The following is a 23,957-nucleotide window of genomic DNA, read 5'->3' on the forward strand; positions in this document are numbered from 1 at the left end:
CATAAATGAGGAGAATATAAACATGAATAGAATACAAACAAAAGATCAGTATCAAGAACTTATTGCAAGAGATGCTTTTACAGTTATGAAATTTGATACAACGTGGTGCCCTGACTGTAAAAACATGGACCGTTTTATTGGGGATATTATCGAAGAGCAAACGGATAAGGATTTCTACGCAATTGATGCTGAAGCATTTCAACAAATAGCCGAAGAAAATGATGTACGTGGGATTCCTAGCTTATTAGTATTTAAAAATGGAGAGAAAATCGGTCATTTACACAGTAAACTTGCAAAAACCCCTACACAAGTACGCGAATATCTCGACACATTAAATTGAGAATGCCGAATGAAAATGAGGAGTATTCGCTAAGCGAATTGCTCCTCTTTCACTTTAATGGGTGTCTAACGCCAAATTTTCTTTAGCTTTATTTTGATCTACTAGGATTTTTTTTCTACCTGATCTGATGATCCCCTGTTTGGAAAGCTCGTTTAATGAGTTAGAAACGGATTCTCTTGTAGCTCCAATCATATGAGCTAATTCCAGGTGAGTTAGAGGGAGATCGATTTTAACAAAATGCTCCTCAGGGATGCCAAATTGACTAGAAAGACGTAGCAGCAAATATAGTACACGTTCATGTACAGTTCCTAATGCTAATTTTTCCAGCAATTCAGAGGCTTCGTTTAATTTCTTACTAACCTCCTTCAAAAAGCGCAATACTAATTCTGGCCTTTGAAGCAGAAATTGCTCGAACTGATCTTTGTGAACAGAGCAAAGCAAAGTTTCCTCCAGTGTTTCAATATAACCATCACGTGTTCCAAGTGAAAATGCATCGATTTCACCAAACATATTACCTGCTCCGAGAATTGCGGCAGTATACTGTTTACCTTCTGAATTTATTCTGTACACACGGAGTTTCCCAGTTTTAATAAAAAATAAGCCGTCCGGGTTAGAGTCAGGTGTTTGTACAATAGTCCCTTTTGGTATGGCATTAAAATGAGTCATAGGCGTCATTTGATCAATTTCAATTAAATCTTCAGGTGGAAGTGCTTCAAAAATGTGAATTTTAGATAAGTACCATAATTTATCCATCATCAATCAAAACACCTTTCATAATAAGTCTTTCCTAAAGTTTCCCTTCTTTACTTCAAAATATTAGCAAATTAAGATAAGTTATTCTTGGTTAAAGAAAAAAGTCCAATGAACTTAGTTTTTCGTTCATTGGACTTTTGCATGAATGTAAATGTGTCACTAAGGAAGATCAATAAGTAAAAATCTAGTATCTTCTACGGCAGTTAGTAGGAGCAAAGACATATTTGTTATACGTGCAGTGTCTCGTTTATTAAGAAGATGAGTTTTATCTAGCTGTATCGATCCCTCAACAATAAATATAAAAATCCGACGGCCTTCTGGTTGTTCAAAATTCAAGGACTTACCTATTTCTAAATCTGAAAAATAAATGGTGAGATCCTGGTGAATGTAGGATACATTCGGATTTGAATTTTTTGAAACAATTGGCAATAATCTATTTTTTATTAGTAAAGGATCATACTCAGTAGTCTGATAGGAAGGCTCTAAGCCTTGTTCCTCTGGATCAAACCATAGTTGAAGGAAATTTACTGTATCTTCTCCTGGATTCATCTCAGAATGCACAATTCCGGTTCCTGCTGTCATCCGTTGGACGCCGCCAAATGTAGTCACAGCCGTATGACCGGTGCTGTCTTTGTGCTCTAACTGGCCATCGAGAACAATTGAAACTATTTCCATGTTTTGGTGAGGATGCATACCAAAACCACGATGTGGCAAAACGAGATCATCATTCAAAACACGCATAGGTCCAAAGCTTGTTGTTTTAGGATCATAGTAATCTGCAAAAGAAAAACTCAGGCTGCTTTTTAACCACCCAAAGTCAGCATGGTGCCGGGAAGATGCCTGAAATACTTGAATCATTGTTCCACCCATTTCAAATAGTTTAAGTTCCAATTCTGAATTGAATTAGTTTGTTTCTTATATTCGATATTATGTATCAAAAGTAACAATAAATAAAGTACGCACTTTATTGTGATATAGTGACTAAAAAGTGATAAATGTGATTTTTCTAAAACGCTTTGTCGATTTTTTTTCGAGAAGCGTTTTCCTATTTTATTGGCATTCTTTTCATAAACAAGTTAAAAATATTTTGATTGTGAATGAACATGTAACATAGTTCTTCGTTCTATTGCTAATAATACACATGACACTAATATTTGGGTAAATATCCAATGTGCATTTTGGAACTACGGGGGGAGGGAGATTCGAGTTGCAACAGTTACCGTTGACTACATCTGCGGCTATGAACTTAGAACAGCTTCAGCGAAGTTATTCGGAAAATGAATTAATAAGCATCAGAGAACTGTGTCATTCGGACTTGAACTGTGGAGCATTCATCGTTTATTTAACGATTCTCGTGGATGAAAAAAGATTAAATGAACAAATCATCCGTAAAATAAACTTGGATTTATCTGTGAATGATGATCAGGGACATACACAGAAAACCATTCTTGAAACTCTTTACTCTCTAGGCGATGTGCAAGTACTTACGGATATGAATGAGGTCGTCAGCCATGTCGCTGATGCCAACTTCGTTATTTTAATGGACGGGCATACCGAAGGGTATGCCATGAGTCTGCCAGGCTACGAGACGAGATCTATAGGAGAGCCGCAGCTTGAACTAAACGTACGCGGTCCGAGAGAGGCCTTTTCTGATGATTTGCAGATAAATCTAGGTATGGTTTATCGCCGGATGAAGTCCTCTAATTTGAAAGCGAAGTTGGTACATATTGGTCAAGAGAGTCAAACAAAAGTGATGATCCTCTACCTTGCTAGTGTTGTTGATAGCGGAGTTCTGGATGAGGTGATGCGGAGAATTGATGCAATCGAAATTAAAACGTTGGTGGATATTACGCAAATTGAAGAATTGATCCAGGATAGTGCGTTTTCACCATTTCCGCAAATCCTAGACACCGAAAGACCCGATCGTGTCATTACAGCAGTAAATCGAGGGAAAATCGTAATCATGATGGATGGGTCGCCAAACGCATTAATTGCTCCAAGTACATTTTTTGAAATGCTACATCCCTCGGAAGATTTGTATGAGCGATTTTACTTCGCTAATTTTATGCGTGTCATACGATTGATTACCTTGTTTGTTTCTTTGATGGGTCCTTCTCTATACATAGCATTAACTACGTTTCATTTGGAGATGATTCCTACACCGCTAATGATGACTTTTCTTACGGCAAAAGCAGGAATACCTTTTCCTACATTTATTGAAGCAATTATTATGGAATTATCCTTTGAGATATTAAGGGAAGCGAGCTTACGGTTACCACGGGTCGTGGGGCAATCAGTCAGTATCGTTGGTGCTCTTATTATTGGAGAAGCTGCCGTACAATCAGGTATTGTATCTCGTCCAATGGTGATTGTTGTTGCTATGACGGGCATAGCATCCTTTACGATACCATCCTTTAGCGCAGGTATCTCATTTCGCATATTGCGATTTCCATTAATGTTTCTTGCTGCAAGTCAAGGCATGTTTGGCGTATCTGTAGGTTTATTTCTAATTGTGTACCACTTATGTTCGTTGAGATCTTGCGGCGTTCTTTTTCTTGATCCACTTGGATCAGATAATATAAAGAAAGTTTTGAAAGAAATTATACTATTTCCAGTTAAGTTCAGAAAAGCAGCGTCTCGCCAAGACACACAATTGAATTATGCTTCAAAACGCGCTACCAATAATACGCCTACGAAAGAATGGGATTAATATGAGGAGTGTTGTTCGTACTGTTGTCATTGTAATATTATGTGCAATTCTGATTCTAATAGAAGGCTGCTCGCGGGATACTAACGAAATTAGTGATATTGCACTAGATACAGCAGTAGCCCTCGATTATGATATGAAATCCAAAAAATATACATTTACAACTTATTGCGTTTTGCCGTCAATCTCGAGTCAAGAAAAATCGGGAGCATTTACGCAAAAGATTTCAAGTGAAACAGGAAGTACGCTATTAGAAGCAGGTAAAAAAATGCGATCTCATGCAGGTAAAAATGTCATATTCCAGCACAATAAATTTTTCATCGTTGGTGAGGACGCTGCACGGCATTCTCTATATGAAGTAGTAGATTATCTAACAAGGAAACGTGAGTTTCGAATTACATCATTCTTGATAATAACGAAAGGTCTAGCTTCAGACAAAATAAAATTAAAAACCGAGTCGGGTGATATGATTTCGAATGATTTACTGGGTCAAATTCGAAATAATAAGCTACTCGGTCAAAGTGCTCCAATCATATTAAAAGACTTTGTTAACTTATTCCCGAATCCTTATCGGGGATTCGTTGCAGCTAGTTTAGTGTTGAAACCATCTGAATCCAAAAACAGAGATGTACCATTATTGAGTGGAGGGGCAATCATATACAAAGAAAAATTAGTTGATTGGTTGAATGGAGAGGAGGTCTTGGTAGTTAATATCTTAACCAATAAAAAAATATGGAGGAATCTAGAATTCCCTGTAAATATTGAATTCGACTCGGGCCTTCATTTTACTTCTGTATTCCATGTATCTAGTTCAGAAATTCACAGTGAATTTAGCAACGGCAATCCAGTAATCCGTCTCAATATGAAATTAGATGCAGCAGTAGAAAGCGTAAATGAGGATACAAAAGTATTAGATTCAGCAAAAATAAATCAGATGGAGAAAGCCGCTTCTGATCATATTGAAAAAGCAATAACAACTAGTTTGAGTCATTTTCAAAAAGATTTGAAAATAGATATTATTGGTTTTTCGAATGTATTACTACAGCATCATCCTAACGAATGGAAAGTTATTCAAAAGGAGTGGGATCATATTTACCCTATAATGCCAATTCAGACTCATGTCTCCGTCAAGATTCAAAGAGCTGGTATGACTACATCCATCGGAGGAATGGATTAATGATATATGGCGTGTTTATGGTTGCTTCTCTTTGTTATGGAATCGTGTTATTTTATCATTTACTCAAAAAGTCTTATACATCTGATGCCATATTGATATTGGTATTATGCTGTATGATCGCGGGTTATTTTACTCCATACATTGGAGCAAAATGGCCAACAGTAGAAAGCGTATACTACACGTTATATTCACCAATATCCGACTTTTTCAACCAATAAAAAATAAAAACAGGTGGGACCTAAATGGCAGGCTTAGAAAAGATATCTCATATACAGTTCAGCGTTCTATTATTCGGATATATAACTGGATTTGAAGGTTTATTTCTATCCGAAGCAAAAGTGTTACAACAAGACGTTTGGATCGCTAATGTTGTGAATGTTTTTATGGGAATTGGTGTTTTATCTCTCATTTGCTATGTTCAACGTCAGTTTCCACATCGAAACTTGGCTGAAATTTGTACGAAATTGATGGGAAAATGGGTAGGTAAAGCCATGCTTTGCATCTATCTAGTGAATAATCTTGAGAACGTTTCTGGTGGTCTCCGAGCGTTGTCAATGTTCTACACGACGATCTTGTTGCCCAATACAAGCGCTGATGTTATGATCTTAACTTGTGTTATTTGTTCCACATACGCCGTGTACATAGGGCTGGGTACATTGGTACGAATGAATTTGGTTGTTTTACCGTTTTTTTTAGTCGGTTTTCTTACCACTTGTCTATTTGTATTTCCTGAAATTCAAACCAACCCCTTCCTTCCTCCATTTCAAAGTAAATCTTCCGAAATCATTGTTCAAAGTTTGCACTTATTTACGTTTACATTTTCTGAAATAATTACATTTGGTTTTTTAATGTCAAGAGTTGAACAACCACAAAAAATATTTTCAAGCTCTGTGATTGCAATTATTATGTCAGGGTTTTATATGCTTATTATTACATATTTGACTCTTGGTTCATTAGGTTTTGATTATATAAAAACATCAACATTTCCATTTTTCTCTACATTACAATTAGTGAAATTTGGAGAATACTTGGAAAGAATCGAAGTCATTCTTATTGGAATATGGACGCTACTTACATTAGTATATACCGTTGTTTTGCAGTATGTATTTACCCTTGTTTTGGGAAGCATTTTCAATATTAAGAAAAAAAGTCCTTTTGTATTTGTGGTCGGTTTATTGTTTTTTGCACATTCCTGTAGAAGCTTTATTCGAACGGCTGATCACTTTACCTATGGAGATAAAATTTTTCCTATTTCATCACTACTTCCCTGTATTATCTTTCCGATCTTATTAGCGGTAGTTACAGTGATATGGAAGCGCAGTAAGGAACCTATAAGAGGCACATAATATTAGATGATTACATGCTATTACATAACATTCCATATCAATCGTTTAATGCATTAAGACTCGAATATCACTTTTTACTTACTATGTAACTAGAAAGTAAGTACTTTTTTTAAACTAACTTTTGACGCATAATGACTCTTGTGGCTCGGAAGCATAAGTTTGATTTGATGAATCGGTTGTTAGAATCAATTAGTTGATGTAGTAGCATAATAGGGATTGTAAAAGCAACTTTTCTCTAATTGATTTTTAAATAGCGTCTTTCATTAAATAAAGCCACATTTTGCTTAGGTTTTGAATTACATTTCAGTTAACTTTATCAGGCATTGATGAAGTCAATATATGAATCGAAGGAGCTAATGAATCATGGATCTTAATTTAAGAGATAAAGTTGCTGTGGTAACAGGAGCGAGTAAAGGAATCGGGCTCGCAATTGTTAAGAGATTTGTTGAAGAAGGTGCTAAGGTCGTAGCCGTGAGCCGTACGCTTAGCGAAGAGTTGACTCAGCTGGCTAATAAATATGAGGTTGTACATGTTCCTATGGATGTTGCATCAACGAAAGATGTCGATATCATATCATCAAAATTAATCAGTCCCTTTGCTAGAATTGATATTTTGGTTAATAATGCCGGCGCCATTGACTCCCGCAAAGGGATAGGTTTTATAAACACAACGAATGAAGACTGGGAAGAATTGTATAACCTCAATTTATTCAGTGTAGTTCGGTTTACGCAAGCCGTAGTTCCGCACATGCTAAAACAGAAGCAGGCTTCTATTATTAACGTTTCTTCAGTAAATGCCTATCTTCCTGAAGTAACGTACCCTATCTATGGGACAACAAAAGCTGCTTTAAATAATTTAACTAAGCTCTTAGCTGCTGAACTAGGTTCTAAACAAATCCGTGTTAACAGTATTTCACCGGGACCTGTTAAAACAGACATGTGGACAGATGAAAACGGACTAGCTAATGAGTTCGCCAATAAGTTTGGAACTTCAGCTGAGAAAGCAATGGATAAGTTTTCCGAAATGGCAGGTATTTTATTAGGCAGATTATCTGAAACAAATGATGTTGCCGATCTTACTGTATTCCTAGCTTCTGAACGTGCAAGTATGATTACAGCTTCCGACTATGTGATTGATGGCGGAGTCTTAAAGAAAGCGTGAATTTAAACTAATTTTAATTACAAATAAAAGGAGATGTCATGATATGGGTATTTTTAATGGCAAAGTAGCAGTTGTAACTGGGGGTACTAGCGGAATCGGTCTAGGTGCAGCGCAGATGTACGTTAAAGAAGGGGCACATGTTTTTATTTTTGGTCGGAGACAAGCAGAGCTCGAAGAAGCGTTGAAACTGCTAGGGGAAAATGCGACGGCCGTTCAAGGCGATGTTTCCAAATCGGAAGACATTGACAAATTGTTTGATACCGTAAAACGCGAGAAAGGAAAGGTAGATTTTCTTTTCGCGAACGCAGGCTTGGGCTCACTTGTTCCACTTCATGAAATTACAGAGGAACATTACCACAAAACGTTTGACGTTAACGTAAAAGGGACTATTTTCACAGTAAAAAAAGCGTTGCCTCTGTTCCCAGATCAAACGGGATCGATCATTGTTGTCGGATCATTGGCAGCAGCCCATGGTGATCCAGCATTCAGTGTATACGGCGGGACGAAAGCAGCGATCAGACAGATGGTCCGCAGCTGGATTCTGGATTTGAAAGGCACACAGATTCGTGTAAATGTGGTTCACCCTGGATTCATTAATACCCCTGCATATGAACATCTATTTGGAAAAGAAGCATTGCCAGGCATTTTGGAAGGAATGGCAGACAAGACGCCACTTGGCAGGGTTGGAACACCGGAAGATATTGCTAAAGTGGTGAAATTTCTTTCTTCGGACGACAGTGCGTACGTTAACGGGATCGATTTGTTTGTAGACGGAGGAGCAGGTCAATATTAAGAAAAGAATATAAATCAAAAAATTTCAGATAGTTATTCAAAACTAGAAGGTGCTGTCACTCAAAATCGTTGAGAGACAGCACCTTTTTATGCAGAATACTGGCGAGGGAATGCCGATTATTATATGGGGCTATCCAATATTTAACATGAAAATGTGAAAACCGCGACATACAAGGCTTTAGCTTACTTTTCAATACAATAATTACTTATAAGTTACTATGTAACAAATAAGTAGGTACTTTTACTATTGTTACTTTTAATTCATAATGACGTTTGTAAGTTGTTCTTAACAGACTATAAGGGGCGCAAAAACACCGGGGTACGAAGATTTTTCAATAATAGGATTGAGGGAGTAAATAATGAATAAAAATGAATTATCTAAACAACAGAAATTTTTGATATTTAGTTTGTTTTTATTAACCTTTGTTTTGGGAACCAGTGAATTTGCCATTGTAGGATTACTAAATGAGATTGCAACCGATCTTCATCGTACAATTTCAGTAGTTGGCACATTAGTATCAGGATTTGCAGTCGCTTTTGCCATCGGTACACCAATATTAACTTCGCTATTGAGTCGTTTTAATAAATATCCCTTAATGTTAATATTAATAACTTTCTTTATTATTGCCAATGTGCTTAGTGCTTTATCCTACAATTATGGGGTATTATTTTTATCGCGAATTCTTACAGCTATTGCTGAAGGTGTGTTGGTTGCTTATGCACTAAATATTGGAACGAGTGATAAGATCCCAAATGAAAAGAAGGGATTCGCCCTCTCCATGATATTCTCAGGATTCACCTTTTCTAGCGTCATTGGAATTCCCTTAGGCACATATATTGGACAAATATACGGTTGGCATATGACATTCTGGACTACATCAGTATTAGGTGTTATTACACTTGTTATTTCCATGAGCATCATACCAAGAAATATAGTAGGTGTAAAAAGTTCTATTAAAAATCAAATGGTTCTGTTTATTCATCCACAATTTATTTTGGCCTTTTTCATTCCAGCTTTGAGTATTGCGGCAACATTTATTGTGTACACGTACCTAACAGCGATTATAAATGAAGTATTATCCATTCCATTAAAATACGTTAGCTTGGTCCTTCTGGTATATGGTATTTTTTCAGTTATTAGTAATATGATCGGTGGTAAAATAGCGTCAAAAAATGGAGTAAGTAAGCTGAGATACATTTTTATAATCCAAGCTATCATACTCGCATCTTTGTATTTGACAGCTTTTTCAATTTATTCTGCGATGATTAGTATCTTATTGATGTCATTGGTTGTTTTTGTCCAAGGATCTACAAGTCAAATTTATTTTGTTGAGTTAGCAGAGAAGCATTTTCCAGCAGCAAGGGATTTAGCAGCATCATTAACCCCTGTATCCATAAATTTTGGTATTGCTATCGGATCTGCCATTGGTGGTTTGGTTGTTACTAACTTGGGACTAATTCATGTTTCATGGGTGGGAGGAATCTTTGCCTTAGCTGCTTCATTTGTTACCTTCTTGAGCTTTCGTTTGAATCAGAAAGTGAAGGCAAAAAAATCATGATTGGGACATATTATTGCCTATAAGGAGCAATTGAGCTCCTAAATTAAATCGATTAGTTCAAGGTATTACTCAAAAATACTCATCCAATGATAGCTAAACTTATCATGGTTTATTTGATTGTCACCGCGATTTCCCGCGTAAACACAGTAGTGTGCTGTGACAGCTTAAATTTAATGCAGTCCTGTAAACACCAAAACTAGTGTTCACAGGACTGCATTTTAAGTTGTTAAAAGTTCAACTATTATGAATACCCATAAAATGAATTAAATCTGTATTCCCATAGATAGAATTGAAACTTAATTAACATTATTCTACGGATAAAATTTGATACTCATCCTCAGAGTATGTTTTTGCTGCATAATCACCACCCCAGGAGCAAAGTGCTCTCAGCATAGGCTCGAGCGACTGACCAAGTTCAGTAGTTGAATATTCAACTTTCGGAGGTACTTGTTTATAGGTCTCCCTGTGAATGAGTCCGTCAGTCTCTAATTCGCGAAGTGTTTGAATTAGCATTTTTTGAGAAATGCTTTGAATAAGTTTTTTTAACTCGCTTGTTCGTTTTGGCCCCTTCATCAAATGGTACAAAATAAGCCCCTTCCACTTACCTCCAATAACCTCCAATGAAATCTCTAAGTCGCAATAATATGTTTTCATATTTGATATAACACCTTCCATTTTAATTGTAACTATTTGGTCACTATGTAACAAAAAAGGGTGTGCTTTTTTATTATTACTTCATATGATTCATAATATCATTAGTTCGCAGACAAGAGTAGTTAAAGCTCAATCATTCAAACTAATTAGTATGGTAACCAAGTGAGAAAAAAATAACCATGTCAATGCCAATATTAGTGATTATTATTATGTACATTTGTTAAGGGATCGCTATGATTTATTGAATCTGACTGAAGTTAAAAGATATAATTCGTTTATCTACAAAAAAATTTAGATTGAAATATATTGCATTTTAGCCCTCACTTCAATACTGGGAGGAACTCATTTGAAAATTTTGACATACCTATAAGACCGCGATATTTTAGGCTGTATAAAAATGCCCTTCCGAGATAATAGTAATCACAAAAAAGGAGAATTTTGTGTGAGAAAGGTATTATTTGCACCTTTATTACTATTTTTACTCATAGGATGGGTTTATCTAGACATTGAAAAAGGCGTAAAAGAAGCTGATGCGTCAATACATAGTTCTTTCCACTATGCCGTTTTTCAGATGTATAACGCGGGACAGGATTTGTATGATTCGCTTTTTTCCGATATTCAAAAAGCGAAAGAGTACATTTATATCCATTTTTTTATCATTCGAAATGATGAAATTAGTAATAAATTTCTTGCTTTATTGGAGGGTAAGGCAAAACTAGGGGTCGATGTTAAGTTATCGACAGATCGAATGGGGAGCTTTCTGTTTAAGAAATCGATGCGAGAAAGATTACGAAAAGCTGGGGTGCAATTTACGTTTAGCGGAAAACCTACGTTTCCACATTTCTTCTATACTTTACAAAATCGGAATCATCGCCGGATTGCTGTGATTGACGGGACGACCGCATATATTGGCGGTTTTAATATGGGAAAGGAACATTTAGATCAAGATAAGCGAGTGGGCCATTGGGAGGATTATCACTTTCGTATCAGTGGTGAGGGCGCTCAAGAAATGGAAAGACAATTTTTGCTTGATTGGAAAAATAACACGGGTGATAGTTTTCCTGTGCATACCAGCTTCCCTATAAATGGAAATACGTGTTATGATTATTTATTTACGGACGGGAAAGGAATGGCGGAGCGATATCAAGACTGGATAATGAAGGCAAGTCATTCGATCGTGATTGCATCACCTTATTTTATACCTGGAAAGAAAATGGTGGATGAGCTAATTGAGGCAAGAAAACGAGGGGTTGCTATCCAAATTTTAGTTCCGCTTAATAGTGATTTCCCTTTGATAAAACAAGCTGCATACCCGTACTTAAGAGAACTATTAATACATGGGGCGGAAATTTATATATATCAGAACGGTTTTTTTCATGGAAAGGTGTTGAGCATTGATGGAAAGTATGTGATGACGGGCACCCCGAATTTTGATACTCGCACCTTTTATCTTAATAAGGAATCAGTATGTTCGATTTATGATGGACCGATAATAGCTGAGATCCAGAAAAAGTTGCAGGATGAATTTCGGATGTCAAAGCGTATTTCTGATGCTTATTTTGATGATTTGAGTATATGGGAACGATTTTTGGAGAGGACGATTTCAATCGTTTCTTTTTATCTCTAGCGATTTTATTATTGAGGGGAGAAGTTTATTTAAACAATTAAGGTCATGGCGAGCTACAACTAGAAGAATTAAGAAGAGGATGCTGATCCTTCTATCGTTAAGTTATAATATGCTTGTATCAAATAAAAACGAAAAGGAGCTCACTATGAAAGCACTCGTCACTGGCGCAAATAAAGGAATCGGTTTCGAAATCGCTCGAAGTCTTGGTAAGCGTGGCTATGACATTCTCGTTGGAGCGCGTGATGAAGCCCGTGGGCAGGCAACAGTCGAAAAACTTGCCGCAGAAGACATATCAGCAACGTTCATTAAGATTGATTTGAATAATTTTGACAGCTTGCACACAGCGGCTAAAATGGTTGATTCGCTCGATATTTTGGTCAATAATGCTGGAATTCCTGATAGTGTCAAGCCTGGGCGCGCGGCGCTCGACCTCGCCAAGCGCACATTTGACTATACAACAGAGGATTTACGTACGACGATGGAAACGAATTTTCTCGGCACACATGAGCTCATCAAAAGTCTTCTGTCATCTCTGACAGATAACGCGAAAATCGTCAATATCACCATTCCGGTTTCGCCGACCGACTTTTGGCACCCGCTCGCTTACATTACGAGCAAAGCAGCACTCAACGTGATGACACTGACTTACGCTTACGAGTTTGAAAAAATGGGTAGCCATCGCCAGATTTTCGGCATCATGCCTGGCGCAGTCGCAACCGATTTGAACGGCATGGAAGCTGGTTCGCACGGCGGATTCGTCAAGTCTCCCGAAGCCGCTGGGCAGATAAGTACCGATATTATCCTGTCTGATAAGAATCAAAATGGTCAAATTATTCAGTACGATGGAAAGATTGTTACAGATTATGAGATTCAGCTGAGACGCTAGAAACATCAAGCTCTGTCAGAGGTACTACTTCCAGACATGCCGATCCTGTTTCTCAAACCGTTAACCACGTTCCGGAAAACCCGATGCTGGTGCCCTTGGGAACAGCTGTGATTAAGTTAATAGTAAAATAAAAAAATAATAAGGTGAATTATGAGAGGAAAAGTAGCTGTTATTACCGGCTCTGCAACCGGTATCGGAAAAGCCATCGCTCTTCGTTTAGCAAGGGAAGGCGTCCATATTACAATCAATTATTCCAAATCGGAAAATGAAGCATTGGAGACCCAAAAGGAAATTGAGGCTTTAGGAGTAAAATGTCTGTTGTTTAAAGCAACGGTTTCCGATGATCTTCAGGTACGCCAAATGATTAAAGAAACCGTAGGTTCATTCGGACGATTGGATATTTTAGTCAATAATGCAGGGGTGACCGATTTTGTTAGCCATGATGATCTTGAGGGATTGAAAGAGGAGTATTGGGACAGGGTCATGGATGTCAATGTAAAAGGGCTCTTCTTTTGCAGCCGGGCCGCAGCGGTCGAATTAAAGAAGCAGAAAGGCTGTATCGTAAACATTACGTCGGTCGCAGGGTTGACAGGGCTAGGCAGTTCGATCGCTTATGCCGCCTCGAAAGCCGCTGCTATTAGTGTAACGAAATCGCTTGCCCGCATCATGGCCCCTGAAGTTCGCGTCAATAGTATTGCGCCTGGGATTGTACAAACCCGATGGGTTGAGGGGCAGGAGGATCATATCAAGCGACTGGCAGAGGGAACACCGCTTGGTAGAATTGCAACTCCGGAAGATGTGGCTGAAGTCGCTTTTTCATTAATTGCCCATTCGCATTTTGTGACAGGAGAGATCCTCAAAGTAGACGGCGGGATGTTTATATAACTTATGAAAGCAGAAAAATAGCTGACCGTGTCTAACGCGGCTGGGCTGGAGAAAAGAAGTCCTTGAGTATCAAGGACTTCTTCATTTTTGGAAGCATACCTACTTTGCAGAAGAGCAATTCAAAGATTCACGAGGTAATGAAGATGTTGAATGGAATCAAAAGTCGATTCAAGGCAGCAGAATTGGAATTGAAGCCCTAGAACCGCGATGATTAGTATAAAAGCAATCGTTTTTTCTATATTTTATAAATTGCATATGAGTTTATATTTTGATGATTTACTAAGATCGCCTTTTCCCTAATAATGGAGGGTATCCTTCAAAAGCCTCATAAGTATAAATTGTAACCGTTCTCATCGTGCTGGGGGGGCATTCGTATGCTGCAGAAGATTCAGAAATATAATAGGAGTGTTATAGCTACATGGCTATTCTCGTATTTGTCAGTGTTGTTGGTACCTATTGTAATTAGTATGATTCTTTATTCAGCAACGCACAGTCTGGTGGAGAAAGAAATAAATCGGGCGAACGAGTTGCTTCTCACGCAGATCGAAATGTCTATCGATAGTAAGTTAAAAGGCTTGGAACAATTAAGCTTGGAAGTTGCTTTAAACAAAAATGTCTCTTCTTTCGCGAATGTTGAAAAGCCATTATTCGACGATCATTATTATCAACTGTTTAATATTGCCGAAAGTTTGAGAACTTACCAACGAGCCAACGACTATATTGAGCAAATTTACGTGATGTATGCAAACAGCGATACCGTTGTATCCACGTTCAATCACACCGATTCCCGTGGGCTGTTCACCCTCATGAGGCCGGGGAAGGAGACTTCTTTTGAGGAGTGGAGACGGCTATTTGACCAAAAGTATGTCTATACGTATTCGCCAATGAAATATTGGAACGAAGGCACGTCGATGTCTGGGGTGATGTTTGCCCGGTCGCTCGTTTTGAATAATCCGCTTCAGCCTTATCCCATTCTAATCATTTTGATTAACGAGAATAAGCTGCTGGAAAGCATTCCGAAATACAATGATTCATCGCTACTGATTTTGGATAAAGATAATCACTTCATTGCTGCGTCCAAAGATAAACAGGAATTGCAAGAACACTTGCCATCAGAGCGTTTGTTTGGGAAAAAAGGTTTGGTTTACGCTGAGATGAATCATGACAAAGCGGCTTTGTCTTATGTTACATCCGAACTGACGGGCTGGAAATATGTGTCCGTTCTCCCGGCAGAAATCTTCAATGAGAAGATGGAATATTTGAAAGCGATAACAAGATGGGGCATTGCCCTAGGTTTGTTGATAGGCATTATCGTTACGATTATTTTCTTGAGAAAAAATTATATGCCCATTCAAGTCCTGCTGCAGAATATGACGCAGCGGTCCGGATTCCGTTTTGACGGAAAATCGAATGAGTATTCCTTTTTGCAAAATGCGCTTCATCATACCTTTATTGAGAAAGATGAAATTAGCAAGCTGTTAAAGCTGCATAATAATACGATCAGAGCGCATTTTCTGACACGTTTATTGAAGGGGCAGTTGGAGAAAAAACTTTCGCTTACGGATTCTTTTGCCGCCCACAATGTCCACTTTGTTTCGGATCGGTTTGCGGTGCTGCTGTTCAGCATTGATGCTTACGGCAAGCTGCAAACGGATGAAGCGGATGCATCATTCGGGCAGGAGACACAGATGCTTCATTTTGTGCTTAGCAATGTGGTTGAGGAGCTTGCTGGTGACGATGCAACGGTTTATTCCACAGAAGTGAACGAGCTGACAGCCTGCATCGTTAATTTGAAACCACTTCCTTCGAATGAGGAAGAAGACTTGGTATTAATCCGAATGGCCACCCAAACGCAAGCGTTCATTAAGGAACACATCCATGCGGAAATGACGATTGCTGTGAGCGGTGTTCATAATGACGTGTATGGGATCTCACAATCGTACCAAGAGGCACTGGAAACTCTTGAGCATCGCATCGTGCGCGGCAATGGGCAGTTGATTCTGTACAAGGAAATCAGTATGGAGGCAGCGTGCTCCGGACGGAATTACTATTATCCGTTGAGCGTTGAACAACAGCTCGTTTACTACGTGAAGACGGGGAATTTATCCAAATCGCAGGCGCTGCTAGGAGAAATTTACGAAACGAATTTCAAAGATCACCCTGTTTCAGTGCCGTTTGCAAAATGTCTGCTATTTAATTTGGCAAGCACAATGCTGAAAACGCTCGACGAGGTCAGCTCGATCAGTAAACGAAATTTTGAAGCTCAAGCTGAAGATGTGGAACGGCTGTTGAACTGTGATACGGTTCAGGACATGATGGCCCATATGAATCGAGTGCTTGAACAGGTCTGCGAATGGATTCAAACCGACAAGAAGAATCAACATACTTATCTGATCGATGATATACGCGATTATATTCAGACGCATTTTCGAGATGTCAATTTGAATATCTCGATGATTGGGGAATCTTTTTCGCTGACGCCTTCCTACGTGTCCAAAATATTTAAAGAACATACGGGAGAATCCCTGCTGGATCTCATTAACCATACGCGATTGTCAGCGGCAAAAGTGCTGCTGTCTGAACACAACCTGACGATCAACGAAGTTGCATGGCGTGTCGGTTATGCAGATGTGAGCACATTCTTGCGCATTTTCAAGAAATTTGAAGGAATGACGCCTGGGAAGTATCAGAAGATTTAGCTTTTGCTTATCAACAAACAAAGCGATTTGAGGTTCAATAGACAAGGAATGGAGGAATAGTAGATGAAAAAAATGCGATTAAACGAGCTGCAGGATGTTCAAAGTGGTCATCTTTTACAAGAGATATTGCTCGGTAAATATTTGTCTTCAGGCGGACTTTCCTTTGCTAAGCGGGGGGAACGCAGTCATACAAATGACGGGCCGGATGGTCGCGACTATCATGTCCATGGGGATTGCGAAGCCTTTCTTATCCTGCAAGGAGCGGGAACCATGGAAGTGAATGGGGAGTTTCATCAGGTTAAGGTCGGTGACGTTGTGGTTATCGAGCCTGGAGAAGATCACCATCTGAATTCAAGCGAGGAAGATCCGATTGTAACGGTATGGTGTCATGCTGGTCCCAACCGGCATAAGAATCAGCAAGAAGAGGCAGCGATTTGAACGCATTTTTCAGGGACAAACGACTTGATGTCGAAAGGAGGTGAGGAAAGCGTCTTGAAGGAGTAATTTGGTAAGCGCTTTCGTTTCAAAGTGTTTCATCACATTCAGCAAAAAGGACGGTGTTAGTTACATGAGATTGTCACCGAAGAAGGCTGCAGCCTTCCTGTTATGCGTACTTTTATTCATGAGTTTGATTCCTGGTTTCGTTGTTGCAGCAGATACGAAATTCTCCGTACCCGGTTCCAGCGTGACCGCAAGCTCCCACGATGGCAATGTTCCAGCGAATACGGTTGACGGCGATATGGGTACCCGTTGGTCAGCCAGTGGGGATGGCCAATGGATCAAATTCGATCTTGGCTCCAGCGTAACGGTAGCTTTTGTTAAAATTGCCTTTTTAAATGGCTCTACGCGTACTTCATCTTTTGATATTCAGACCTCTGCGGACAATGCGACGTTCACGACGCAGCTTTCCAATGTAACAAGTAACTTGGTAGACGGGCTACAAACCTTCGATTTTCCGGATGTCGCATCGGTCCGGTATGTGCGTATCGTTGGTCATGGGAATTCGGCTAGCGCTTGGAACAGCTATTTGGAAGTCGAGGTTTTTGGAAATGGAGGCAGCGCTCCCGTTGAAGATTCAGTGACGGTTTCGACGTCGGCTCAGCTGCAGACTGCGATCGACCAGGCTGTTCCCGGCAGGATCATTTATCTGCAAAATGGCACCTACTCACAATCCGGTCCATTTACAGTCAATGGGATTCACGGTCAAGATGGCCAGGAAATCGTCATCAAAGCCTTGAACCGCGGGCAAGCGATTATTTCCGGGGGAGCTTATTTCAGCTTGTATCAGTCGTCTTATGTGACGATTTCGGGAATGAAATTTACAACTACGACGAGTGCAAGCAACAACGCGGTAAAAATGGATGAGTCCAGCCATATTCGCGTGACACGCAATGAATTCAATTTGAATGAAACCGGGGCCACGAACAATTGGGTGAAAATCAGAGGCGTTAACAGCGACAACAATCGGATTGATCGGAATATTTTCGTATCCAAAGCGGATCCGGGGCCAATCATTGCTGTAGATGGCGATGGAAGTACGTATATGTCGCGCTATACGATTATCGACCGCAATTACTTTTATGACAGCACACCTAGGATTACGAATGGCAAAGAGAGCATTCGTCTTGGCTTATCCGGCGTCTCTTTATTAAACGGTAACGCGACCGTAGAAAATAATCTGTTCGAGAACAGCGATGGCGATCCGGAAATTATTTCCGTGAAAAGCAGCGGCAATACGGTTCGCTACAATACGATTCGGAATTCGCAAGGGCAGGTTACGGCAAGACACGGCAATAACAATCAATACTATGGGAATTTCTTTTTGGGCGATGGCAGCAAAGCCGGTGTAGGCGGGTTCCGAATCTATGGGACGGATCATCGCATTTATAACAATTATTTTGAGGGTCTTACCACGGATGCCATTAATCTCGATGGCGGAGATTGGGATGGCGGGACCAATTCCACCAACTACAGCAGTGGGGATTTAAGCAAGCATTGGCGCGTGTATCGAGCACAAGTTACGAACAATACGATTGTGAACAGCGATTTTGGCATCATTATCGGCAGAAGCTATACATCAGCGCCCGTTGATAGCCGAGTAGCGAATAACATCGTTAACAACAGTACAGGTACGCTATATGAAGAAGTGAAAACATCGAACACCGTGTTTGAAGGAAATATCGGCTTTGGCAGCACGGTTACGAATCGTTCGAGAACTTCTTCGGAAATTCGGAATATCACACCGTCATTCACAACGATTGGCGGCTTGCAAAAGTTAACCTCGGGCAGTGCAGCCGTTAATGCCGCTGTTGGCAGCTATTCTTATGTCACCGAGGATATGGATGGTCAAACGCGTTCAACGAACGATGTTGGCGCCGATGAGTACTTCAGCTCCTCTACGTCCATCGTCCGTATGCCGCTCAGTTCCTCGGATGTAGGACCTAATAGCCCGTAATATGCAAAACGAAACAGGTATGCAAAACCTGAAATTTGAGGTTTTGCATACCTGTTTCGTTTTTGAAGATAGTTTTTTGGGAATGGATTCGGCAAAATAGGGAATGTAGGCGCTTCCAAATTAAAAAAAGTTTAACTATGGAATGGGGGATGAACATGGAAAGTAACAAATCAAAAAGAAAGTATCGGTCATACAGCGCTGCTGGGCTAAGTGTTCTCATGTTAACAGGGATCGTACTTTCCGCTTGCTCGGAGACTGGCAGTACAACTAAGAATAGTGCAAGTCCATCCGCAACGGATGCACCGAAGGCAGTTTATCCGCTGAATACCAAGGAAACGTTAACATCATGGGAAAGTTTAAACAACAATGCGACTACGTTTTATCAAAACTTGGCTGAAACGCCATTTGGTAAACAGCTGGCCAAAGCTACCGGCGTTGAGGTGAAATATATTCACCCGAATGATCAACAAACGAAAGAGCAGTTCAATCTGATGATTGTTGCGGATAAACTGCCGGATGTCATTGAATATGATTGGACGGGAAGAAGCGCGGGGTCTTACCCAGGCGGTCCGGAAAAGGCGATTAATGATAAAGTCATTCTGGAACTCAATGATTTGATTGATAAGTATGCGCCGAATTTGAAGAAAAAGCTGGCAGAAGATAAAGAACTCGACAAAATGATTAAAACGGATAGCGGCAAATATTATGTATTTCCAATGATACGTAACCCTTCCGGACTTGTATTTCGGGGACCTATCATTCGTAAAGACTGGTTAGATGAGCTGCAATTGCCAATGCCTGAGACGATTGATGAATGGGAGACGACGTTAAAGACATTCCGTGATAAAAAGGGAGCAAAAGCACCATTTAGTGTCACTTACGTCAATGGGAATTTCGAAATTCGCGATGCTTTTATCGGCGCTTATCATACTTCGAATACGTTCTACCTCGATGATGCAGGGAAAGTCAAATATGGTCCGGTTGACCCGCAATATAAGGATTTCTTAGCGTTGTTCCGCAAGTGGTATGCAGAGGGACTGTTTGATAAAGATTTTGCATTGACTGACGGAAAAGCGTTGGATACGAAAATACTTGGCGGTCAAACCGGAGCAACGGTCGGCTTGCTGAGCGGCGGTTTGGGGAAATGGCTGGATGCCATGAAAACGAAAGATCCGAAGTTTAATCTGGTGGGCTCGCCGTATCCAACCCTCAAAAAAGGGGAGAAGCCTTTTACAGGACAATTGGACTTTAAATATAATCCAGGTCCAAGTAAGGCGGTTTCGGCAACGACGAAAAATCCAGAACTGGCTGTTCGTTGGCTTGATTATGCCTACAGCACGCAAGGCAATCTCTTATTTAACTTCGGGGTCGAAGGTGAAAGTTTTACTATGAAAGACGGGAATCCAGTATATACCGATCAAATCGTCAAAAACGAGAAGTACAGTTTGCAGCAAATGGTCTCGCAGTATACGAAGCCAAACGGTCCTTATGAAGCGGACGAAAGACGCAACTGGAATACGTACCCGCAGCAGGACGCAGCTGTGAAACTATGGATGAATACCGACGCAGCGAAGCACACCATTCCAGCTTTTCTGACGCCTACTGCCGAAGAAAGCAAAGAGCTTGGCAAAATCGTTAACGATGTCAGCAACTATAAAGAAGAGATGTTCACGAAGTTCATTATGGGCAAGGAGCCTCTTGAAAACTACGACAAATATGTCGAACAAATTAAAAAGTTAGGCATTGATCGTGCGGTTGAGATTTATCAGAAATCGCTTGATCGATATAACAAGAGATAGAGGACCGCTAAGGTTTGGATACGGAAGGAGTGGAACGATATGTCAACCAAACCACTGTTAGATTCGAGGACGGCCATAACTGTGAAAGCAAAAACAAATGTGTTCCCGGGTTTGGGCATTCTCAAAGATATTCAGAAAAATAAACTGCTTTATGTCATGCTGCTTCCTATCCTTTTGTTTTTCGGGGTGTTTCATTATATCCCCATGTATGGTGCGATCATCGCCTTTAAAGATTTCTCTCCAAGGCTCGGCATTCTAGGAAGTCCGTGGGCGGGGCTCGAACATTTTAGAACATTTTTCGAAGGGATTTATTTCTGGCGGACACTCAAGAATACGATCCTGATCAGCTTGTATGATCTTATCTTTGGTTTCCCAGCTCCAATTATTCTGGCGCTGCTGCTTAATGAAATTAAAAAGACATTTTTCAAACGATCGATCCAAACCATTACCTATATGCCGCATTTCGTCTCGCTTGTTGTCGTGTGCGGCATGATCAAGGAATTCACTGCCAGCAGTGGATTAGTCAATGATGTGATTGCTTTTCTGGGCGGCGAGCGACTCTCTCTGCTGCTTGAAGCCCAGTTTTTCCGTACGATCTACGTTTCCTCAGGGGTATGGCAGCATATTGGCTGGGGGACAATTATCTATCTGGCTGCCTTAGCCGGCATTGATACGGAGCAGTATGAGGCTGCGAAAATCGACGGCGCAGGGCGCTGGAAGCAAATGTTCCATATCACGCTGCCCGGTATCATGCCTACAATCGTGATTTTATTGATTCTTGAGATGGGACGCATGATGAACGTGGGGACGGAGAAAATTATTTTGTTGTATAATCCAACAGTTTACGACACGGCTGATGTCATTAGCTCCTATGTGTATCGGATGGGCCTTCAGGAATTCAATTACAGCTTCAGCTCGGCCGTCGGATTATTCAATTCGGCAATTAACTTTACCCTGGTTATCGGGTCTAATTGGTTAAGCCGCAAGTTGAATAATACCAGTTTATGGTGACGGGGGGATGACCATGTATCGCAAATCAGTCGGAGAATGGACGTTTGATCTCGTAAACTATGTATTTTTATCGCTGCTGGCTATCGCGACAATATACCCTCTCGTATATGTCTTGTTCGCCTCTTTAAGCGACCCAACCTTATATATGCAGCATAGCGGAATCCTATGGAAACCGCTTGATTTCAACCTTAGGGCTTACAAATTGGTGTTCGATAACGGCACAATCATGCATGGCTATGTCAATACGATGATCATTGTTGTGGTGGGCCTATGTCTGAACATCCTGCTTACTTCCCTCGGTGCTTATGCACTGTCCCGGAAATGTCTCGGTTATCGGAAGCCGCTGATGCTCTATATTGTTTTTACGATGTTCTTCAGTGGTGGCATGATCCCGTTTTATTTTACGGTTAAAGGACTTGGCTTGGCGAATACACTGTGGGCATTAATTATTCCGCAAGCGATTTCCGCCTTTAATCTTATTCTGATGAAAACAGCTTTTGAAGCGATACCGGATAGTCTTGAAGAATCCGCGAAGATGGATGGGGCGAACGAATTTGTGATTTTGTTCCGGATTATGCTTCCGCTTTGTATGCCAGTTGTCGCGGTCATGCTGCTGTACTACGGAGTGAGCCACTGGAATGCTTGGTTTAACGCGCTGATTTTTTTGCAAGATCGGTCGCTTTACCCGCTTCAGCTTGTGCTCAGAGAGCTTCTGCTGCAGAATGATGCGAGTTCGATGGCGAGCGGCGCCGGTTCAGGCGAAGTATCTGTCATTGGTGAGACGTTGAAGCATGCTACGATTATTATCGCAACAGTACCGGTTCTTATGATCTATCCCTTCCTGCAAAAATATTTCGTTAAAGGCGCTTTAATCGGTGCAATTAAAGGATAATAAAGGAGAAGCACAAAACTATGGAAAAACCTGCTATGATTGAATCCGCTGATATTGAACGATGGTGGAAAGGCGTACAGAGCAAAGTGGATCAGATGCTGAGCCAAGATAGAGAACTTGCGCCACACGTGGCCAAATCAGGCGCTTACGACGGATTGAAGCTGGATCAGTGGATCTCTGGATTTTGGCCGGGGATGTTATGGATTCTCTACGATTTGACAGGTGAGGGACGCTATAAGGATGCAGCTTGGAATTGGGATGTTCGGATGGAACGTCATCTGCTGGAAGAGAACCATTTTCATCATGACGTGGGGTTCCAATATTTGCCGACATCTGTTCTCAAATATAAACTGACCGGCGATATGGACGGAAGACGTAGGGGGCTGGCGGCAGCCAACTTCCTGGCGGGCCGCTTCAATCTGGCCGGGCAATTCCTTCGGGCTTGGAATCGTGATTTGCACGGATGGGCAATCATCGATTGTATGATGAATTTGTCTATCTTATTCTGGGCTTCGGAGGAGCTTGAAGATCCGCGATTTGCTCAAATGGCCTGTGCGCACGCCGACATGGTACTTGAGCATATGATTCGAGGAGATGGATCAACTTGCCACGTCGCTGTATTTGACCCAAGTTCAGGTGAACTGCTGGAGTATAAAGGTTGGCAGGGATATGCGCCGGAATCCTGCTGGTCCAGGGGCAATGCTTGGGCGTTATACGGCATGACGAATACGTATCGTTTCACCAAGCAAGACAAGTATCTGTATGCTGCGCAGCAAGTCGCTCATCATTTCATTAGTTCGCTGCCGGCAGAGATGGTACCTCCTTGGGATTTTCGAGTTCCGAATGCGGACGAAGCGCCACGGGATACGTCCGCTGCGAGCATTGCAGCATCAGGGTTACTTGAACTCGCTGAACTCGTTCGGGCAGAAGATGCCAGCAAGTACCGTTTAGCTGCTGAACGTATCCTTCTGTCCCTATCTGAGAACTATGCCGCTTTTGATGAACCGCAGCATGAAGGTATTCTCCATGGAGGCACGGGGCATAAGCCGGCAGAAGCCAATGTCAACGTATCTTTGATTTACGGCGACTATTACTATGTGGAGGCTCTTGCCAAGTTGCAAGGCTGGAAGCATCGGGTGTTCTAAAGCAGTTTCAAAAGAAATTAAACAACCTTAGTCCGTTGGAGTAGCGAACTAAGGCTGCTTAATGTTCTA

Annotated in this window: 20 protein-coding genes; 17 read left to right on the forward strand and 3 right to left on the reverse strand. The window is 40.7% G+C overall.

All coding sequences use genetic code 11. The features are described 5' to 3' along the window. Positions 1 to 22: 22 nt before the first annotated feature. Positions 23 to 340: a thioredoxin family protein gene (locus AC3WTJ_RS18030; protein WP_492522967.1), complete on the forward strand. Its 318-nt coding sequence runs from the start codon at positions 23 to 25 to the stop codon at positions 338 to 340. 54 nt (positions 341 to 394) lie between these two features. On the opposite strand, the gene AC3WTJ_RS18035 is transcribed toward AC3WTJ_RS18030, so the two are convergent. Both AC3WTJ_RS18035 and AC3WTJ_RS18040 read right to left on the reverse strand, forming a co-directional pair. After that, positions 395 to 1,096 (reverse strand): Crp/Fnr family transcriptional regulator, encoded by a 702-nt coding sequence (locus AC3WTJ_RS18035; RefSeq protein ID WP_492522968.1) that lies wholly within the window; start codon positions 1,094 to 1,096, stop codon positions 395 to 397. A 156-nt stretch (positions 1,097 to 1,252) separates the two neighbouring features. Next, positions 1,253 to 1,951 carry a pirin family protein gene (locus AC3WTJ_RS18040; RefSeq protein WP_492522969.1) on the reverse strand — a complete coding sequence of 233 codons (699 nt, stop codon included), beginning with the start codon at positions 1,949 to 1,951 and terminating at the stop codon, positions 1,253 to 1,255. Positions 1,952 to 2,300: 349 nt separating this feature from the next. Between AC3WTJ_RS18040 and AC3WTJ_RS18045 the strand changes: the two genes are divergently transcribed. From AC3WTJ_RS18045 to AC3WTJ_RS18070, 6 genes are all read left to right on the forward strand, one after another. Next, positions 2,301 to 3,803 (forward strand): spore germination protein, encoded by a 1,503-nt coding sequence (locus tag AC3WTJ_RS18045; RefSeq protein ID WP_492522970.1) that lies wholly within the window; start codon positions 2,301 to 2,303, stop codon positions 3,801 to 3,803. Position 3,804: 1 nt separating this feature from the next. Beyond that, the gene (locus AC3WTJ_RS18050; RefSeq protein WP_492522971.1) at positions 3,805 to 4,977 is read left to right on the forward strand and encodes a Ger(x)C family spore germination protein; all 1,173 of its coding nucleotides are present in this window, start codon (positions 3,805 to 3,807) and stop codon (positions 4,975 to 4,977) included. Positions 4,978 to 5,219: 242 nt separating this feature from the next. Further along, entirely contained in the window at positions 5,220 to 6,323 is a 1,104-nt protein-coding gene (locus AC3WTJ_RS18055; protein WP_492522972.1) for a GerAB/ArcD/ProY family transporter, read from the forward strand. 363 nt (positions 6,324 to 6,686) lie between these two features. Then, the gene (locus AC3WTJ_RS18060) at positions 6,687 to 7,484 is read left to right on the forward strand and encodes an SDR family NAD(P)-dependent oxidoreductase (RefSeq protein ID WP_492522973.1); all 798 of its coding nucleotides are present in this window, start codon (positions 6,687 to 6,689) and stop codon (positions 7,482 to 7,484) included. A 43-nt stretch (positions 7,485 to 7,527) separates the two neighbouring features. Further along, a complete protein-coding gene (locus AC3WTJ_RS18065; protein WP_492522974.1) occupies positions 7,528 to 8,277 on the forward strand; it encodes an SDR family NAD(P)-dependent oxidoreductase in 750 nt (249 codons plus the stop codon). Positions 8,278 to 8,635: 358 nt separating this feature from the next. Then, a complete protein-coding gene (locus tag AC3WTJ_RS18070; protein ID WP_492522975.1) occupies positions 8,636 to 9,835 on the forward strand; it encodes an MFS transporter in 1,200 nt (399 codons plus the stop codon). Positions 9,836 to 10,141: 306 nt separating this feature from the next. Here AC3WTJ_RS18070 and AC3WTJ_RS18075 read toward each other — a convergent pair whose 3' ends face one another. Then, on the reverse strand, positions 10,142 to 10,489 hold the full coding sequence (locus AC3WTJ_RS18075; RefSeq protein WP_492522976.1) for a winged helix-turn-helix transcriptional regulator: 348 nt from the start codon (positions 10,487 to 10,489) through the stop codon (positions 10,142 to 10,144). A 442-nt stretch (positions 10,490 to 10,931) separates the two neighbouring features. On the opposite strand from AC3WTJ_RS18075, the gene AC3WTJ_RS18080 reads away from it, so the two are divergent. From AC3WTJ_RS18080 to AC3WTJ_RS18125, 10 genes are all read left to right on the forward strand, one after another. Next, on the forward strand, positions 10,932 to 12,116 hold the full coding sequence (locus AC3WTJ_RS18080; RefSeq protein WP_492522977.1) for a phospholipase D-like domain-containing protein: 1,185 nt from the start codon (positions 10,932 to 10,934) through the stop codon (positions 12,114 to 12,116). 145 nt (positions 12,117 to 12,261) lie between these two features. Next, a complete protein-coding gene (locus AC3WTJ_RS18085) occupies positions 12,262 to 13,002 on the forward strand; it encodes an SDR family NAD(P)-dependent oxidoreductase (protein ID WP_492522978.1) in 741 nt (246 codons plus the stop codon). 150 nt (positions 13,003 to 13,152) lie between these two features. Beyond that, positions 13,153 to 13,887: an SDR family NAD(P)-dependent oxidoreductase gene (locus AC3WTJ_RS18090; protein ID WP_492522979.1), complete on the forward strand. Its 735-nt coding sequence runs from the start codon at positions 13,153 to 13,155 to the stop codon at positions 13,885 to 13,887. A gap of 374 nt (positions 13,888 to 14,261) precedes the next feature. Beyond that, positions 14,262 to 16,586, forward strand: a complete 2,325-nt coding sequence (locus tag AC3WTJ_RS18095; protein WP_492522980.1) for a helix-turn-helix domain-containing protein — start codon at positions 14,262 to 14,264, stop codon at positions 16,584 to 16,586. Positions 16,587 to 16,649: 63 nt separating this feature from the next. Beyond that, a complete protein-coding gene (locus AC3WTJ_RS18100) occupies positions 16,650 to 17,024 on the forward strand; it encodes a cupin domain-containing protein (protein WP_492522981.1) in 375 nt (124 codons plus the stop codon). Positions 17,025 to 17,154: 130 nt separating this feature from the next. After that, entirely contained in the window at positions 17,155 to 19,041 is a 1,887-nt protein-coding gene (locus AC3WTJ_RS18105; protein WP_492522982.1) for a chondroitinase-B domain-containing protein, read from the forward strand. 155 nt (positions 19,042 to 19,196) lie between these two features. Continuing rightward, positions 19,197 to 20,840, forward strand: coding sequence for a type 2 periplasmic-binding domain-containing protein (locus AC3WTJ_RS18110; RefSeq protein WP_492522983.1), 1,644 nt, complete (start codon positions 19,197 to 19,199; stop codon positions 20,838 to 20,840). Positions 20,841 to 20,996: 156 nt separating this feature from the next. Beyond that, positions 20,997 to 21,851, forward strand: coding sequence for an ABC transporter permease (locus tag AC3WTJ_RS18115; protein ID WP_492523273.1), 855 nt, complete (start codon positions 20,997 to 20,999; stop codon positions 21,849 to 21,851). Between the two features lie 13 nt (positions 21,852 to 21,864). After that, positions 21,865 to 22,743 (forward strand): carbohydrate ABC transporter permease, encoded by an 879-nt coding sequence (locus AC3WTJ_RS18120; RefSeq protein WP_492522984.1) that lies wholly within the window; start codon positions 21,865 to 21,867, stop codon positions 22,741 to 22,743. A gap of 20 nt (positions 22,744 to 22,763) precedes the next feature. Next, entirely contained in the window at positions 22,764 to 23,888 is a 1,125-nt protein-coding gene (locus AC3WTJ_RS18125; RefSeq protein WP_492522985.1) for a glycoside hydrolase family 88 protein, read from the forward strand. Positions 23,889 to 23,957 lie beyond the last annotated feature (69 nt).

The sequence above is a fragment of the Paenibacillus sp. FW101-FHT12H11 genome, from assembly GCF_058790355.1.

Excerpts from the sequence above, each read along its gene's own strand:
- AC3WTJ_RS18030 (WP_492522967.1), top strand. The coding sequence starts at position 23 with ATGAATAGAATACAAACAAAAGATCAGTATCAAGAACTTATTGCAAGA.
- AC3WTJ_RS18035 (WP_492522968.1), bottom strand. The coding sequence starts at position 1,096 with ATGATGGATAAATTATGGTACTTATCTAAAATTCACATTTTTGAAGCA.
- AC3WTJ_RS18040 (WP_492522969.1), bottom strand. The coding sequence starts at position 1,951 with ATGATTCAAGTATTTCAGGCATCTTCCCGGCACCATGCTGACTTTGGG.
- AC3WTJ_RS18050 (WP_492522971.1), top strand. The coding sequence starts at position 3,805 with ATGAGGAGTGTTGTTCGTACTGTTGTCATTGTAATATTATGTGCAATT.
- AC3WTJ_RS18055 (WP_492522972.1), top strand. The coding sequence starts at position 5,220 with ATGGCAGGCTTAGAAAAGATATCTCATATACAGTTCAGCGTTCTATTA.
- AC3WTJ_RS18060 (WP_492522973.1), top strand. The coding sequence starts at position 6,687 with ATGGATCTTAATTTAAGAGATAAAGTTGCTGTGGTAACAGGAGCGAGT.
- AC3WTJ_RS18065 (WP_492522974.1), top strand. The coding sequence starts at position 7,528 with ATGGGTATTTTTAATGGCAAAGTAGCAGTTGTAACTGGGGGTACTAGC.
- AC3WTJ_RS18070 (WP_492522975.1), top strand. The coding sequence starts at position 8,636 with ATGAATAAAAATGAATTATCTAAACAACAGAAATTTTTGATATTTAGT.
- AC3WTJ_RS18075 (WP_492522976.1), bottom strand. The coding sequence starts at position 10,489 with ATGAAAACATATTATTGCGACTTAGAGATTTCATTGGAGGTTATTGGA.
- AC3WTJ_RS18085 (WP_492522978.1), top strand. The coding sequence starts at position 12,262 with ATGAAAGCACTCGTCACTGGCGCAAATAAAGGAATCGGTTTCGAAATC.
- AC3WTJ_RS18090 (WP_492522979.1), top strand. The coding sequence starts at position 13,153 with ATGAGAGGAAAAGTAGCTGTTATTACCGGCTCTGCAACCGGTATCGGA.
- AC3WTJ_RS18095 (WP_492522980.1), top strand. The coding sequence starts at position 14,262 with ATGCTGCAGAAGATTCAGAAATATAATAGGAGTGTTATAGCTACATGG.
- AC3WTJ_RS18100 (WP_492522981.1), top strand. The coding sequence starts at position 16,650 with ATGAAAAAAATGCGATTAAACGAGCTGCAGGATGTTCAAAGTGGTCAT.
- AC3WTJ_RS18105 (WP_492522982.1), top strand. The coding sequence starts at position 17,155 with ATGAGATTGTCACCGAAGAAGGCTGCAGCCTTCCTGTTATGCGTACTT.
- AC3WTJ_RS18110 (WP_492522983.1), top strand. The coding sequence starts at position 19,197 with ATGGAAAGTAACAAATCAAAAAGAAAGTATCGGTCATACAGCGCTGCT.
- AC3WTJ_RS18115 (WP_492523273.1), top strand. The coding sequence starts at position 20,997 with ATGCTGCTTCCTATCCTTTTGTTTTTCGGGGTGTTTCATTATATCCCC.
- AC3WTJ_RS18120 (WP_492522984.1), top strand. The coding sequence starts at position 21,865 with ATGTATCGCAAATCAGTCGGAGAATGGACGTTTGATCTCGTAAACTAT.
- AC3WTJ_RS18125 (WP_492522985.1), top strand. The coding sequence starts at position 22,764 with ATGGAAAAACCTGCTATGATTGAATCCGCTGATATTGAACGATGGTGG.